Annotated in this window: 1 protein-coding gene; it reads right to left on the reverse strand. The window is 72.4% G+C overall.

The annotated features are described in order from the left end of the window. Positions 1-50: 50 nt before the first annotated feature. Positions 51-16,493 carry an amino acid adenylation domain-containing protein gene (locus QUY26_RS08845; protein WP_289944782.1) on the reverse strand — a complete coding sequence of 5,481 codons (16,443 nt, stop codon included), beginning with the start codon at positions 16,491-16,493 and terminating at the stop codon, positions 51-53.

Consider the following 16,493-nt stretch of genomic DNA (forward strand, 5'->3'; position numbering starts at 1 on the left):
GGCGAGGCCTTCCGGCCCCGCCCCCTCCGGGGTCACGTACCGCCCGCTCCCTACTCGCTGTCGAGGTGACGGCTGAGGATCCGGCAGATCTCCGCCGCGGGCCGGGGCAGGTACATCCCCATGTGCGTGGAGTGGATGTCGTGCTCCTCCACCGTTCCGTCGATGTACGCGGCCCACTGCGGGGCGTACGTCTCGTCGGGGTTCAGCGTCGCGTTGAAGAACACGGCGTCGCCGCGGTACTTCGGCTGCGTGTACTCCATCATCATGTCGGTGTGCCGGACGGCGATGGCGGACGCGTTCTTCACGAGCGAGTTCCGCTCACCGCCCTCAGCCCCGTCGGCGGCGTCGCTCTCCGGGCCCGTGTGCGGGATGTACCCGGCGAGCACGTCCTCCACCTCGGCCATCTCCAGGGACGTGTTGTTCCGCGCGAACCACTCCGCGGGCACGCAGTCGAGGAGGCCGAGGAGCGCCACCTCGTGGCCGCGCGCCTGGAGTTCGCCCGCGAGGGCGTGCGCCAGGGTGCCGCCGATGGACAGGCCGACGAGTCGGAAGGGGCCTTCCGGCTGTACGGCGAGGATCTGCTCCAGGTAGTCCGCGACCATCTCGTCGATGGAGCCCGGCAGTTCGGAGCCGTCGAAGCCCCGCGCCTGGATGCCGTACACGGGCCGGTCGCCGAGCTGCGTGGCGAAGCCGAGGTAGACCCAGGACAGGCCGACGCCGGGGTGGATGAACCACAGGGGTCCGCCGTCGCCGTCGGTCTTCATCGGGAGCACCACACCGAACGGGTCGGTGAAGCTGAACGACTCCCTGCCCGAGGTCAGGCAGTCGGCCATGTCCGCGACCGTGGAGTACTGGAACACGACCCGCATCGGTATCTCGACACCGAGGACCGTGCGGATGCGGCTGACGAGCCGGGTCGCGAGCAGCGAGTGGCCGCCGACGGTGAAGAAGTCGTCGTCGATGCCGACCCGCTCCAGGCCGAGGACCTCCGCGAACAGGCCGCAGAGGACTTCCTCCTGCGGAGTGCGCGGGGCGCGGTACTCGACCCCCGTGAACTCGGGCTCGGGCAGCGCCTTGCGGTCCAGCTTGCCGTTCGGGGCCAGCGGAAGGCGCTCCAGGACCACGAACGCCGACGGCACCATGAACTCGGGCAGCTTCCCGGCGACGAACTCCCGCAGCGCCGTGACGTCGAACGTGTCGACGTCCTGCGCCCCGGCCGGGACGACGTACGCCACCAGGCGCTTGTCGGCCGTGCCGGTGCCCCGGGCCACGACCACGCCCTGCGCCACGTCCGGGTGCGCGGTGAGCACCGCCTCGACCTCGCCGGGCTCGATGCGGAAGCCCCGCACCTTGACCTGCGCGTCGTCGCGACCGACGTACTCCAGCTGGCCGTCCGCGTTCCACCGCGCCAGGTCACCGGTGCGGTACATCCGCGCACCCGCAGGGCCGAACGGGTCGGCCACGAACCGGTCGGCGGTCAGCTCGGCGCGCGCGAAGTAGCCGCGGCTGACGGCTCCCGCCACGTACAGCTCGCCGACGACGCCCTCGGGTGCGGGGGCGAGGGTCGGGCCGAGGATGTACGCCCGCATGTTGCCGAGCGGGGTGCCGACGGGCGCGCTGCCCGTGCCGTCCCACTCGTCCTCCGCGGGCAGCGCCCACGTGGTCGCGTAGAACGACTCGGTCTGGCCGTAGGCGTTCACCACCCGGACACCGGGGATGGCCTCGCGCACCCGCGCCACGAGGGCGGCGGGCAGCGCCTCACCGGCGAACACCACGGACTCGGCGCCGATGTCGCCGGTGACCTGGTCGAGGAGTTCGGCGAAGACCGACGGGACCGTGGAGATCACGCCGCCCGTCCAGCCGTTGCGCTCGCCGATGACCAGGACGTCCCTGACCACTTCGAGGGTGCCGCCGGTCGACAGGGTCGTGAAGGTCTCGAAGACCGACACGTCGAAGTTGACCGAGGTGCCCGCGAGCATCCGCGAGCCCGCGCCGCCGACCCGCTCGACGAGGCGCGTGATGCCGTTGACCACGTTGGCGTGCGTGACCATGACGCCCTTCGGCGTGCCGGTCGAACCGGAGGTGTACATCACGTACGCCACGTTGTCCGGCCGCAGGGGCGCCACCCGGTCCTGGTCGCGGACCTCGGTGTCGCCCTGCTTCGGCTCCAGGTCGAGGTCGCCGACGAACAGCCTCGGCACGTCGTTGTCCGGCAGCACGCCGACGGTGTCCGCGTCGGTGAGCAGCAGCCTCGGCCGCGCGTCGGACAGGATGTAATCCAGACGCGAACTCGGGTACTTCGGGTCGATCGGCAGATACGCCGCACCCGCCTTCAGCACACCCAGCAGGCCCACGATCAGGTCCGCCGAGCGCGGCAGCGCCAGGCCCACGACCGTCTCCGGACCCACCTCACGCCGGATCAGCTCCCGCGCCAACAGATCGGCACGCGCGTCCAGTTCACGGTACGTCCACGACGTGTCGCCGAAGACCACCGCGACCGCGTCCGGCGTCCGCGCGACCTGCTCCTCGAACAGCCCCGGCACGGTGAGTCCGGGCGTCTCGGCGGCCGTGTCGTTGTACGTGAGGAGCAGCCGCTCCCGCTCCCCCGGCTCCAGCACGTCGACGTCCTTGACGGGAGTCTCCGGGTCGGCCGCGATCTGCTGGAGCACCCGGCCGAGGCGGCCCGCGATGCCCTTCACCACGTCCTTGTCGTACATGGTGTCCTGGTACTGCAGGCCCATGCGCAGGTGCGGCGAGGCGTCGGCGCCCACGATCAGCGGGTAGTGCGTACCGCTGGACGCGCGCAGGCCCGTCACCGCGATGCCCGCCGTGGCGTTGGCGTCGCTCATGCCCGCGTGGTCGACCGGGAACGACTCGAACACCACGATGGTGTCGAAGAGCGTGCTGAGCCCGGTCGCCTGCTGGATGTCCGACAGGCCGTAGTGGTGGTGGTCCAGGAGTGCGGCCTGGCGGTCCTGGAGGCCGGTGAGGAGCTGGGCCAGGGTCTGGCCGGGCTCGGCGGTCACGCGGACGGGCAGGGTGTTGATGAAGAGGCCGACCATGGTGTCGACGCCGGTGACCGACGGGGGCCGGCCGGAGACGGTGGCGCCGAACGTGACGTCCTGGCGTCCCGTCAACTGGCCGAGTGCGAGGGCCCAGGCGCCCTGGACGAGGGTGTTGAGGGTGATCCCGAGCTCCGAGGCGCGGCGCGACAGGGTGCGGGCGTCCTCCGTCGGCAGCGGCACCTCGACCATGTCCAGGCCGCCCTGCTCCTCCGAGGCACCGGGAGCCAGCATCGTCGGCTCCTCGACCCCGTCCAGCTCGCGCGCCCAGGCGCGGGCGGCCTCGCCCCGGTCCTGCCGGTCGAGCCAGGCGAGGAACTCGCGGTAGCTGCGGACGCGGGGCAGGTCGGCGGGGTCGCCGTGGGAGCCGTAGAGGCGAAGGAGGTCCTGGATGAGCATGGGGAAGGACCAGCCGTCGTACAGCACGTGGTGGGCGCTGAAGACGAGTTCGGAGAGGTTGTCGTCCATCGTGACCAGGCACATCCGCAGCAGGGGCGCGGTGGCCGGGTCGAAGTGGGTGACCTGGTCCTCGGCGAGCAGCTTCTCGAACGCCTCCTCGCGCTCGGCCTGGGGCAGCGTGCTCAGGTCGGCCTCGCTCCAGGGGAGTTCGACGTCGTCCACGATGAGCTGGACCAGCTCGCCCGCGGAGTCGTGCACGAAGGCGGCCCGCAGGTTCGCGTACCGGTCGAGCAGCGCCTGCCCCGCCGCGCGCATGCGGTGCGGGTCGACCTGCCCGGACAGGTGCATCACGAGCTGGATGTGGTACGCGTCGCGGGCTTCGGCCGGGCCCTCGGTGTCACTGGCGCCGAGCATGCTGTGGAACAGCAGGCCCGACTGCATCGTGGTGAGCGGCCAGATGTCCGAGACGCCCGGGTACTTCTTCTCCCAGGCCTCGATGTCGGACTGCTCCACGCCGACCAGCGGCACGTCGGACGGCGTGAGGCCGCCCGCGTCCGGGGTGGCGGCGTGGCGGGTGAGGCCGTCCAGGGCCTCGCACCACAGGTCCGCCAGGCGCTGCACCTCGGCGCGGGACAGGACACCGGTCGGGAAGCCGACGCTCGCGGTGAGCTCGGGGCCCTGTGTGCCGTCCGTGACGTACGCGGCGAAGTCGACCGTGGCGAGGGCGGGCATCTGCGCGTTGAGGTCGGCGATGAGCGCGTCGGTGTCGGGGGCGATGCTCCAGCCCAGGCCGCGCAGTTCCTCGGGCATGTCGTCGGCGGAGAACCGGCCCAGGTAGTTGAACGCGATCTGCCCCGTCGAACGCCCCTCAAGGACACGGGAGGTGTCCGGGTTGAGGTAGCGCAGCAGACCGAAGCCGATGCCCTTGTCCGGCACGGCCAGGAGCTGCTCCTTGACCGCCTTGACCACCGAACCGGCGGCCCGGCCGCCCGCGAACGCCTCGGCCACGTCGTGCCCCGCCACGTCCAGCCGGACCGGGAACATGCTCGTGAACCAGCCCAGCGTGCGCGACACGTCCGCACCCGGAGCGATGTACTCCTCACGGCCGTGGCCCTCCAGCCGGATCAGCGTGGAGGACTCCGCCACGCCCCGCTCCTCGCGCCAGCGCGACACCGCCAGGGCGAGCGCGGCGAGCAGGCCGTCGTTGACACCACCGTGGAACGCGGCCGGAACGGTCGTCAGAAGCGACTCCGTCACCGCCACCGGCAGCTTGACGGACACGGTCTCCACCGTGGCGGTGACGTCCACCGCCGGGTCGAGCGGACGCGAGCCGAGCACCGGGTCGTCGCCGTCCAGCATGCTTTCCCACAGGGGGAGTTCGGCGGTGCGGGTCTCGCTGTGCGCCTCGTCCGTCAGGGCGTGCGACCAGCGGCGCAGCGAGGTCGCCACCGGTGCGAGCTCCGGCGTCCGGCCCGCCTCGACGTGCTCCCAGGCCGCGGCCAGGTCCGGCACCAGGATGCGCCACGACACGCCGTCCACCACCAGGTGGTGCAGCACCACGATCAGCCGACCGGCCGTGTCCGCACCCGCGGTGTCGAACCACACGAACTGCGCCATCACCCCCGCCGCCGGATTCAACCGGCCCGTGGCGGCGTCGAGTTCGGCGGCGGCGAGGCGCTGCCAGGCCTGCGCCGACCAGTCGCCGTCGCACTCCACGCGGTGCACCAGCGACGCCACGTCGACGGTGCCGGGCGCGGTGACCTCAAGGCCGCCCTCGCCCTCGGTGAGGAAGCGCGAACGCAGCACGTCGTGGTGGTCGACGACGGCGCTCAGGGTCGCGAAGAGGCCCGCCTCGTCGATGCCCGCAGGCAGGTCCAGGACCGTCGACATGGAGAACCGGTCGGTGCTCTCGCCGAGTTCGGTCGTCATGTAGCGGGCCACGGGCAGGAGCGGCATCCAGCCGACGCCGCCGCCCTCCAGCTCCGCCAGGACCGCGCCCGCGCCCGCGAGCCGGTTCTCGACGGCCGCGACGGCGAGTTCGGCGACCGTGCGGCACTCGAAGATCTGCCGCGGGGTGATCTCGACGCCCTGCGCCTTGGCGCGGGACACCACCTGGATGGAGCGGATGGAGTCGCCGCCGACGGCGAAGAAGTCGTCGTCGACACCGACCCGGCCGAGGCCGAGCACCTCCGCGTACACCCCGGCGAGGACCTTCTCCTCGGCGGTGCGGGGCGCCCGGTACTCCCCCGCCGTGAACTCCGGCTCGGGCAGGGCCTTGCGGTCCAGCTTGCCGTTGGGGGCCAGCGGCAGGCGGTCGAGGACCACGAACACCGCGGGCACCATGAACTCGGGCAGGCGGCCGGAGGCGAACTTGCGCAGTTCCTCCACCGAGACTCCGGCGGTCAGGTCGAGGTCGGCGTTGACGTCCTCCACCTGCTCACCGGCGGGCACCACATAGCCGACGAGCTGCTTGCTGCCGCGACCGTCCTTGACGACCACGACGGCCTGGGCGACGCCCGGGTGCTCGGTGAGCGCGGCCTCGACCTCGCCGGGCTCGATGCGGATGCCGCGCACCTTGACCTGCGCGTCGTCGCGGCCGACGTACTCCAGCTGGCCGCCCGCGTTCCACCGCGCCAGGTCGCCCGTGCGGTACATCCGCGCACCCGCAGGGCCGAACGGGTCGGCCACGAACCGGTCGGCGGTCAGGTCGGCGCGGCCGAAGTAGCCGCGCGCCACATTGCCCGCGACGTACAGCTCACCCACGACACCCACCGGGACGGGCGCGAGGCCCGAACCGAGGACGTAGGCGCGCATGTTGCCGAGCGGAGCACCGATCGGGGCACTGCTCGCACCGGTCCACTCCTGGTCGGCGGGCAGCGCGAACGTCGTGGCGTAGAACGACTCCGTCTGGCCGTAGGCGTTCACCACCCGGACACCCGGGATGGCCTCGCGGACCCGCTCCACGAGCGAGGCGGGCAGCGCCTCACCGGCGAACACCACGGAGTCGACTTCGAGTTCGCCGTCGACCTGCTCCAGGAGCTCGGCGAAGACCGACGGGACCGTGGAGACGACACCGCCCGTCCAGCCGCCGCGCTCACCGATGACGAGCACGTCGCGGGCCACCTCGACGGTGCCGCCCTGGGTCAGGGTCGTGAAGGTCTCGAAGACCGACACGTCGAAGTTGACCGAGGTCGCGGCGAGCATCCGCGTGGCGGAGTCGATGCCCACGGACGCGGCGAGGCGGGTGATGCCGTTGACCACGTTGTGGTGGGTGATCGCGACACCCTTCGGGGTGCCGGTCGAGCCGGAGGTGTACATCACGTACGCCACGTTGTCCGGCTTGAGCGCGGCCCTTCGATCCTGGTCGCGGACCTCGGTGTCGCCCTGCTTCGGCTCCAGGTCGAGGTCGCCGACGAACAGCCTCGGCACGTCGTTGTCCGGCAGGACCCCGACGGTGTCCGCGTCGGTGAGCAGCAGCCTCGGCCGCGCGTCGGACAGGATGTAATCCAGACGCGAACTCGGGTACTTCGGGTCGATCGGCAGATAGGCGCCGCCCGCCTTCAGCACACCCAGCAGGCCCACGATCAGGTCCGCCGAGCGCGGCAGCGCCAGGCCCACGACCGTCTCCGGACCCACCTCACGCCGGATCAGCTCCCGCGCCAACAGATCGGCACGCGCGTCCAGTTCACGGTACGTCCACGACGTGTCGCCGAAGACCACCGCGACCGCGTCCGGCGTCCGCGCGACCTGCTCCTCGAACAGCCCGGGGATCGTGAGGTCCGGCGTCGGCTGCGCGGTGTCGTTGAAGCCGCGCAGGACGAGGTCCCGCTCGGCGGGCTCGACCAGCTCGACGGCGCCGACGCGCTGCGCGGGGTCGGCCGTGAGGAGGCCCACGACGCGGATGAACCGGTCGGTGATCTCCTGGGCGGTGGCGTGGTCGAACAGGTCGGTGGCGTACTCCAGGTGGCCGACGACGCCGTAGCCGGGGATGTCGGCCATGTTGAAGAACAGGTCGAACTTGGCGCTCTCGTTGCGGATCCGCTCGAACCGCACGTCGAGGCCGGGCAGCGCGAAGTCGTTCCGGTTGAAGTTCTGCCAGGCGAACATCACCTGGAACAGCGGTGAGTACGCCGTGGAGCGCTCCGGGTTCAGGACCTCCACCAGGCGCTCGAACGGCACGTCCTGGTTGTCGTAGGCGGCCAGGGACTTGTCGCGGGCCTGGTCGAGCAGGTCCTCGAAGGTGGGGTTGCCCGACAGGTCGGCGCGGAGCACCCAGGTGTTGACGAAGAATCCGACCAGGTCCGCGAGGAGTTCGTCGGTGCGGTTGGCGATCGGCGCGCCGACCGTGATGTCGTCGCCGCCGCCGAGGCCGTGCAGGAGCACCGTCAGGGCGGACTGGAGCACCATCGAGGCGGTGGCGCCGCGCCTGCGGGCCAGTTCCTCGACGGCGTCCATCACGTCCCGGTCGAGGGAGAACTCGACGGTGGCGCCGCGGTGGCTCGCGGCCGGGGGGCGGGGCCGGTCGGTGGGCAGGCGGAGCGGCTGGGGCACGCCCGCGAGCTCCTCGCGCCAGTAGTCGACCTGCGCGGACTGCACGCTGTCGGGGTCGTCCTCGGCGCCGAGCAGCTCGCGCTGCCACAGCGTGTAGTCCACGTACTGCACGGGCAGTTCGGGCCACTCGGGGGCCGCGCCCGCGAGCCGGGCGGTGTAGGCCGCGGCGAGGTCGCGGGAGAGCGGGCCCATGGACACGCCGTCGCTGACGATGTGGTGGAAGAGCAGAAGCAGGACGAACTCGTCCTCGCCGCAGCGGAACACGGTGGCCCGCGTCGGGACCTCGCCCGCCAGGTCGAAGCTGTATCCGGCGGCCTCGGCCAGGGCGTCGTCGAGGGCGTCGGGGGCGACGTCGACGACGGGCACGTCGATGTGCACGTCGGCGGCGGGCAGCACCTTCTGGAAGGGCACGCCCTCGCTGTCGTCGATGATCAGCGTGCGCAGGCTCTCGTGCCGCGTGACCACGTCGTTGACGGCGGCCTCGAAAGCGGCGGCGTCCAGGGTGCCGGTCAGGCGCAGCGGGAACGGCGTGTTGTACGTCGCCGAGGGGCCCTCGAAGCGGTCGATGAACCACAGGCGGCGCTGCGCGTACGACAGCGGCACGAACTCGGGGCGGGTCTCGGCCCGGCGCAGCTGCGCGCGGACGCTGCCGCCGCCGGTCAGATGCTCGACGAGTTCGGCGACGGTCGGCGAGGCGAAGACGACGCGGATCGGGATCTCGACGTCGAGGATGGTGCGGATGCGGCTGACGAGCCGGGTGGCGAGCAGCGAGTGGCCGCCGACGGTGAAGAAGTTGTCGTCGATGCCGACCCTGTCCAGGCCGAGCACCTCCGCGAACAGGCCGCACAGGGCCTCTTCCTGAGGGGTGCGCGGGGCGCGGTACTCCGCGCCGGTGAACTCGGGCTCGGGCAGCGCCCTGCGGTCCAGCTTGCCGTTCGGGGCCAGCGGAAGGCGCTCCAGGACCACGAACGCCGACGGCACCATGAACTCGGGCAGCTTCCCGGCGACGAACTCCCGCAGCGCCGTGACGTCGAACGTGTCGACGTCCTGCGCCCCGGCCGGGACGACGTACGCCACCAGTCGCTTGTCGGCCGTGCCGGTGCCCCGGGCCACGACCACGCCCTGCGCCACCTGCGGGTGCGCGGTGAGCGCGGCCTCGACCTCGCCGGGCTCGATGCGGAAGCCCCGCACCTTGACCTGCGCGTCGTCGCGACCGACGTACTCCAGCTGGCCGTCCGCGTTCCAGCGGGCCAGGTCGCCCGTGCGGTACATCCGCGCACCCGCAGGGCCGTAGGGGTCGGCCACGAAGCGGTCCGCGGTCAGGTCGGCGCGGCCGAAGTAACCGCGTGCCACATTGCCGGCGATGTACAGCTCGCCCACGACACCCACCGGGACGGGCGCGAGGCCCGAACCGAGGACGTAGGCGCGCATGTTGCCGAGCGGAGCGCCGATGGGGGCGCTGCCCGTGCCGTCCCACTCGTCCTCCGCGGGCAGCGCCCACGTGGTCGCGTAGAACGACTCCGTCTGGCCGTAGGCGTTCACCACCCGGACACCCGGGATGGCCTCGCGGACCCGCTCCACGAGCGAGGCGGGCAGCGCCTCACCGGCGAACACCACGGAGTCCACGGCGAGTTCGCCGGTGACCTGCTCCAGGAGCTCGGCGAAGACCGACGGGACCGTGGAGACGACACCGCCCGTCCAGCCGCCGCGCTCACCGATGACCAGGACGTCGCGGGCGACCTCCAGGGTGCCGCCCTGGGACAGGGTGGTGAAGGCTTCGAAGACCGACACGTCGAAGTTGACCGAGGTGCCCGCGAGGACGCGTGTCGTGGCGTCGATGCCCACGGACGCGGCGAGGCGGGTCACGCCGTTCACCACGTTGTGGTGGGTGATCGCCACACCCTTCGGGGTGCCGGTCGAGCCGGAGGTGTACATCACGTACGCGATGTGGTCCGGCCTGAGCACGGCCCCGCGGTCGGCGTCCGTCAGCGGGGCGTCGGCGGTCGCGGACGTGAGGTCCACGTCGCCGAGGAACAGGCGCGGGATGTCCGCCTCGGGGAGGACGCCGACGGTGTCGGCGTCGGTGAGGAGCAGCTTCGGCGCCGCGCTGGACAGGATGTGGTCCAGACGCGAGCTCGGGTACTTCGGGTCGATCGGCAGATAGGCGCCGCCCGCCTTCAGGACCGCGAGCAGCCCCGTGATCAGGTCGGCGGAGCGCGGCAGGGCCAGGCCCACGACCGTCTCCGGGCCGACCTCGCGGGCGATGAGCTCCCGTGCGAGGCGGTCGGCGCGGGCGTTCAGCTCGGCGTACGTCAGCGAGGTGTCGCCGTGCACGAGCGCGACCGCGTCCGGGGTCGCCGCGACCTGCCGCTCGAACAGGCCGGGGATGGTGAGCGCGGGCGTCTCGGCGGCCGTGGCGTTCAGGCCGCGCAGGACGTGCTCGCGCTCGTCGGCCTCCAGGATGTCGACGTGGCCGGAGGGGATCCGCGGGTCCTCGACGAGCTGGAGCAGGACGCGGTGGAAGCGGGCCGCGACGGCCTCGACGTCCGCGCGCTCGAAGAGGTGGTGCTGGTACTGCAGGCCGAGGCGCAGGTGCGGCTCGGCGTCGGCGGAGACGATCAGCGGGTAGTGGGTGCCGCTGAGCGGGCTGATGCCGGTGACCTCGATGCCCGCCGCCGAGTAGGCGTCGGTGATGCCGACGGAGTCGACGGGGTAGGAGTCGAAGACGACGATCGTGTCGAACAGCGAGGTCAGACCGGCCGCGTTCTGGATGTCGCTGAGACCGAAGTGCTGGTGGTCCAGGAGCGCGCCCTGCCGGTTCTGCAGCGCGGTCAGGACGTCGGCGAGGGACTCGCGCGGCGCGCACTCCACCCGCACCGGCAGGGTGTTGATGAACAGGCCGACCATGTGGTCCACGCCCGGCACGACCGGCGGACGGCCCGAGACGGTGGCGCCGAACACGACGTCCCTGCGGCCGGTCAGCTCCGCGAGGAGCAGGCCCCAGGCGCCCTGCACGACGGTGTTCATGGTGATGCCGAGCTCGGCGGCGCGGCGGGCGAGCTCACGGGCGGACTCGGCGCTCAGCGGCACGTCGACCTGACCGATGCCGCGGGGCTCCGCGCCGGGGCGGGCGCTGGGGGCGAGCAGGGTGGGCTCGTCGACCCCGGCCAGCTCCTCGGCCCACACGCGGGTGTCCTCGGCGCGGTCCTGCTGGTCGAGCCAGACCAGGAAGTCGCGGTAGCCGCGGACCCGGGACAGCTCGGAGGCGTCGCCGTCGGAGCCGTACAGGCGAAGGAGGTCCTGGAGCAGCAGCGGCACGGACCAGCCGTCGAACAGGACGTGGTTGGCGGTGAACACCAGCTCCGCGCGGTCCTCGCCGAGGGTGACCAGGGTCATCCGCAGCATCGGCGGGGTGACGGGGTCGAAGTGCTTGGCGTGGTCGTCGGCGAGGAGCTTCTTCAGGGCGGCGTCGCGCTCGGCGTCGCCGAGGGAGCTGTAGTCGAACTCCAGCCACGGCAGCGGGACCTCGTCGAGGACGAGCTGGACCTGGTTGCCCTCGGTGTCCGTGACGAACGCGGTGCGCAGGCTCGCGTACCGGTCGAGCAGGGCCTGTCCGGCCGCGCGCATGCGGGCGGGCTCGACCTTGCCGGACAGGTGGAAGACGAGCTGCATCTGGTACGCGTCGAAGGAGGCGTCCGAGAGCATCGTGTGGAACAGCAGGCCCGACTGGGCGGCGGTGAGCGGCCAGACGTCGGACACGCTCGGGTAGCGGCGCTCCCACAGCTCGATGTCGGCCTGCGTGGTCGTCACCAGCGGGACGTCGGACGGCGTGAGGCCGCCCGCGCCGGGCTGCGACACGTGCTGGGCGAGGCCTTCGAGGGCCTGGATCCACAGGTCGGCGAGGTCCCGCACGTCGGCGGCGGAGAGCACGCCGACGGGGAAGCCGATGCGGGCGTTGAGCTGCGGGCCCTCCTCGGAGTCCAGGACGAGGGCGTTGACGTCGAACACCGACAGGGCGGGCATGTCCGCGTCCAGGTCGGCGAGGATGTCGGCGGTGCCCTCGGCCTGGCTGAAGCCGAGGCCGCGCAGGTGGTCGGGCATGTCCGTGGACGTGGAGAAGCGGCCGAGGTAGTTGAAGGCGATCTGGCCGGTGGAGTAGCGGCGCAGGATCTCCGCGGTCTCCGGGTTGAGGTAGCGCAGCAGGCCGTAGCCGAGGCCCTTGTCGGGGATGGCGAGTGCCTGCTCCTTGACGGCCTTGACCGTGGCACCGGCGGCGGCGCCGCCCGCGAACGCCTCGTCGACGTCGATGCCGCCGAGGTCGAGGCGCAGCGGGAACATGCTGGTGAACCAGCCCATGGTGCGGGACAGGTCGGCGCCCGGCACCGCGTACTCCTCGCGGCCGTGGCCCTCCAGGCGCAGCAGCACGGTCGACTCGTCGACACCGCGGGCGCGGCGCCAGCGGGTGACGGCGAGGGCGAGGGCGGCGAGCAGGCCGTCGTTGACGCCGCCGCGGAAGGCGGCGGGCAGCGTGGTCAGGAGCTGCTCGGTGACGGGCACCGGCACCTGCACGACGACGTGCTCGACGGTGGCGACGGTGTCGGTGGCCGGGTCGAGGTGGCGGCTGCCGAGCACCGGGTCGGGCCCGGCGACGACGGACTTCCACAGCTCCAGCTCGGCGGTGCGCTCCGGCGTCGCGGCCTCGTCGACCAGGGCGTGCGCCCAGCGGCGCACGGAGGTGGAGACGGGGTCGAGCGCGGGGGTCCTCCCGGCCTTGATCTGCTCCCAGGCGGCGGCGAGGTCGGGAAGCAGGACGCGCCAGGACACGCCGTCGACGGCGAAGTGGTGCAGGACGACGTGCAGGCGGCCGGGCTTGTCGGGGCCCGCGTCGAACCACACGAACCGCACCATGCTGCCGGCGGCGGCGTCCAGGCGGGCGGTGGCGGCGTCGAGTTCGGCGAAGGCGAGGTCGCGCCACGCCTGGTCCCACTGGCCGTCACAGGTGACGCGGTGGACGAGCGAGGCGATGTCCACGGTGCCCGCGGGGGCGACCTCCAGGCCGCCGTCGCCGTCGGTGAGCAGGCGCGAGCGCAGGATGTCGTGGTGGTCGACGACGGCGCCGAGGGTGGCGACGAGGCCGGCCTCGTCGATGCCGACGGGCAGGTCGAGGACCATCGACATGGAGAAGCGGTCGCTGCCGCCGCCCAGTTCCTTCAGGAAGTGCCCGGCGGGAAGCAGTGGCATCCAGCCGACGCCGCCGCCCTCCAGCTCCTCCAGGACGGTGGCCTGTCCCCCGGCCGCCGCGACCTCGGCGAGCTCGGCCACGGTGCGGCACTCGAAGATCTGCCGGGGGCTGACCTCGACGCCCTGGGCGCGGGCCCGCGAGACGACCTGGATGGAGCGGATGGAGTCGCCGCCGACGGCGAAGAAGTCGTCGTCGATGCCGACCCGGTCCAGGCCGAGGACCTCGGCGTAGACGCCGGTGAGGACCTCCTCGGTGGGGGTGCGCGGGGCGCGGTACTGGCCGCCGGTGAACTCCGGCTCGGGCAGGGCCTTGCGGTCCAGCTTGCCGTTCGGGGCGAGCGGGAGGCGGTCCAGCATCAGGAAGACGGACGGGACCATGAACTCGGGCAGGCGCGCGGAGACGAAGCGGCGCAGCTCGCGCGAGGAGACGACCATGGTCAGGTCGACGTCGAGCTCGCCGAGGCTGTCGACGTCGCCGGAGCCCACGCCGTCGTCGGAGCCCACGGGCACGACGTAGCCGACGAGCTGCTTGCTGCCGCGGCTCTGGTGGACGGTCACGACGGCCTGGGCGACGCCCGGGTGGGCGGTGAGCGCGGCCTCGATCTCGCCGGGTTCGATGCGGAAGCCGCGGACCTTGACCTGCGCGTCGCCGCGGCCGACGTACTCCAGGCGGCCGTCGGCGTTCCAGCGGGCGAGGTCGCCGGTGCGGTACATGCGGGACCCGGCCGGGCCGTAGGGGTCGGCGACGAAGCGGTCCGCGGTGAGGTCGGGGCGGCCGTGGTAGCCGCGGCCGACGACGCCCGCGACGTAGAGCTCGCCCGCGACGCCGACGGGGGCGGGCTCCAGGCCGGGGCCGAGGACGTAGGTGCGGACGTTGCCGAGGGGGCTGCCGATGGGGGCGCTGCTGGTGCCGTGCCACTGGTCGGTGTCGGACACGGCGAAGGTGGTGGCGTAGAAGGTCTCGCTCTGGCCGTAGGCGTTGACGACGCGGACGCCGGGGATGACCTCGCGCACGCGCTGCACGAGGGCCGCGGGCAGCGCCTCGCCGGCGAAGACGACGGCGTCGACGTCGATCTTGCCGTCGACCTGGTCGAGGAGTTCGGCGAAGACCGAGGGGACGGTGGAGACGACGCCGCCGGTCCAGCCGCCGCGCTCGCCGATGACGAGGACGTCGCGGACCACTTCGAGGGTGCCCCCGGTGGTCAGCGTGGTGAAGGTCTCGAAGACCGACACGTCGAAGTTGATGGAGGTGCCCGCGAGCACCCGCGAACCGGCCTTGACGCCCACGGCGGACGCGAGGCCCGTGACGTCGTTGACGACGTTGCCGTGGGTGACGGCGACGCCCTTGGGCGTGCCGGTGGAGCCGGAGGTGTACATCACGTACGCGACGTGGTCGGGGCCGAGCGGCGCGGTCCGGTCGGCGTCGGTCAGCTCCGCGTCGGCGGCGGTGACGGCGTCGAGGTCGACGTCGCCGAGGAGGAGCCGGGGCGCGGCGCCGCCCGGGCCCTCGGGGTTCTCGGGCAGCACGCCGACGGTGTCGGCGTCGGTGAGGATCAGGTGCGGCCTGGCGTCGGAGAGGATGAAGTCGAGGCGGGTGCTCGGGTACTTGGGGTCGATCGGCAGGTAGGCGCCGCCCGCCTTGAGGATGCCGAGCATGCCGACGACGAGGTCCGCGGAGCGCGGCAGGCACAGGCCGACCACGCTCTCCGGGCCGACGCCGCGGCCGATGAGGTCACGGGCGAGCCGGTTCGCGCGGGCGTTCAGCTCCGCGTACGTCAGCTCCGTGTCCTCGTGCACGACAGCGACGGCGTCCGGGGTGGCCGCCGCCTGCTTCTCGAAGGCGCCGGGCACGGTGAGCTCGGGCGTGGCCGTCGCGGTGTCGTTGAACTGGCCGAGGACGAGCTCGCGTTCGCCGGGCTGGAGGACGTCGACGCGGGTGACCGGGGCGGCGGGGCTCTCGACGAGCTGGCGCACGACGCGGACGTAGCGCTCGGTGATGGCCTCGGCGGTGCGCCGGTCGAACAGCTCGGTGGCGTACTCCAGGTACACCAGCATCGACTGCTTGGCCGGGTCGTGGAAGTAGTTGAACTCCAGGTCGAACTTGGCCGTCGTGGTCGACAGCATCTCCAGGCGCGTGGTCAGGCCCGGCAGTTCGAGGGCGGTGCCGACCTCGGTCTCCCAGGTGAACATGACCTGGAAGAGCGGGTGGTAGGCGGTGGAGCGCTCGGGGTTGAGGATCTCCACCAGGCGCTCGAACGGCGCGTCCTGGTTGTCGTACGCCGCGAGCGCCTTGTCCTGGACCTGGGCGAGCAGCCGCTCGAACGTCGGGGCGCCGGAGAGGTCGCCGCGCAGCACCCAGGTGTTGACGAAGAAGCCGATGAGGTCGGTGAGGTCGTCGTCGGTGCGGCCCGCGATGGTGGAGCCGAGCGCGATGTCCTCACCGGCGCCGAGGTGCTGGAGGGTGACCATCAGGGCGGCCTGCATGACCATCGGCACGGTCACGTCGCGCTCGCGCGCGAGCCGTTCGACCTTCGCGACCAGGTCGGGGTCGACGTGCAGGCTGACGCCGTCGCCCTGGTGGCTGGCGACGGGCGGGCGCGGGCGGTCGGCGGGCAGTTGCAGCGGCTGCGGGACACCGGCCAGCTCGCCGCGCCAGTACTCGACCTGCGCGGCGAGGACGCTCTCGGGGTCGTTCTCGTCGCCGAGCAGCTCGCGCTGCCACAGCGTGTAGTCCACGTACTGGACCGGGAGTTCCTCCCAGTCCGGCGCGGCGCCGGCGAGCCGGGCGCGGTAGGCGGTGGCGAGGTCGCGGGCCAGCGGGCCCATGGACTCGCCGTCGCTCGCGATGTGGTGGATGAGGAGCACGAGGACGTGCTCCCGCTCACCGGACTTGAGCAGGGTCGGGCGCAGGGGTATCTCGGTGGCGAGGTCGAGGACGTACTCGGCCTCCTTGGCGATGGCGGCTTCGAGTGCCTCGGGGGCCACCTCGACGAGCGGCATCTCCAGGCGGGCGTCGGCGAGCGCGAGGACCTCCTGCGCCGGGACGCCGTCGGCGTTCTCGACGATGAGGGTGCGCAGGCTCTCGTGCCGCTCCACCACGTCGCGTACGGCCGCCTCCAGGGCGGCGGTGTCGAGGTCGCCGCTGAAGCGGAGCAGGAAGGGAAGGTTGTACGTCGCCGAGGGGCCCTCGAAGCGGCTGATGAACCACAACCGTCGCTGCGCGAAAGACAACGGGATCAT

Source organism: Streptomyces flavofungini (assembly GCF_030388665.1).
Classification (GTDB): Bacteria; Actinomycetota; Actinomycetes; order Streptomycetales; family Streptomycetaceae; genus Streptomyces; species Streptomyces flavofungini_A.

What these genes read in the sequence shown, in the direction of transcription:
- QUY26_RS08845 (WP_289944782.1), bottom strand. Translation starts at nt 16,493, where the DNA reads ATGATCCCGTTGTCTTTCGCGCAGCGACGGTTGTGGTTCATCAGCCGC.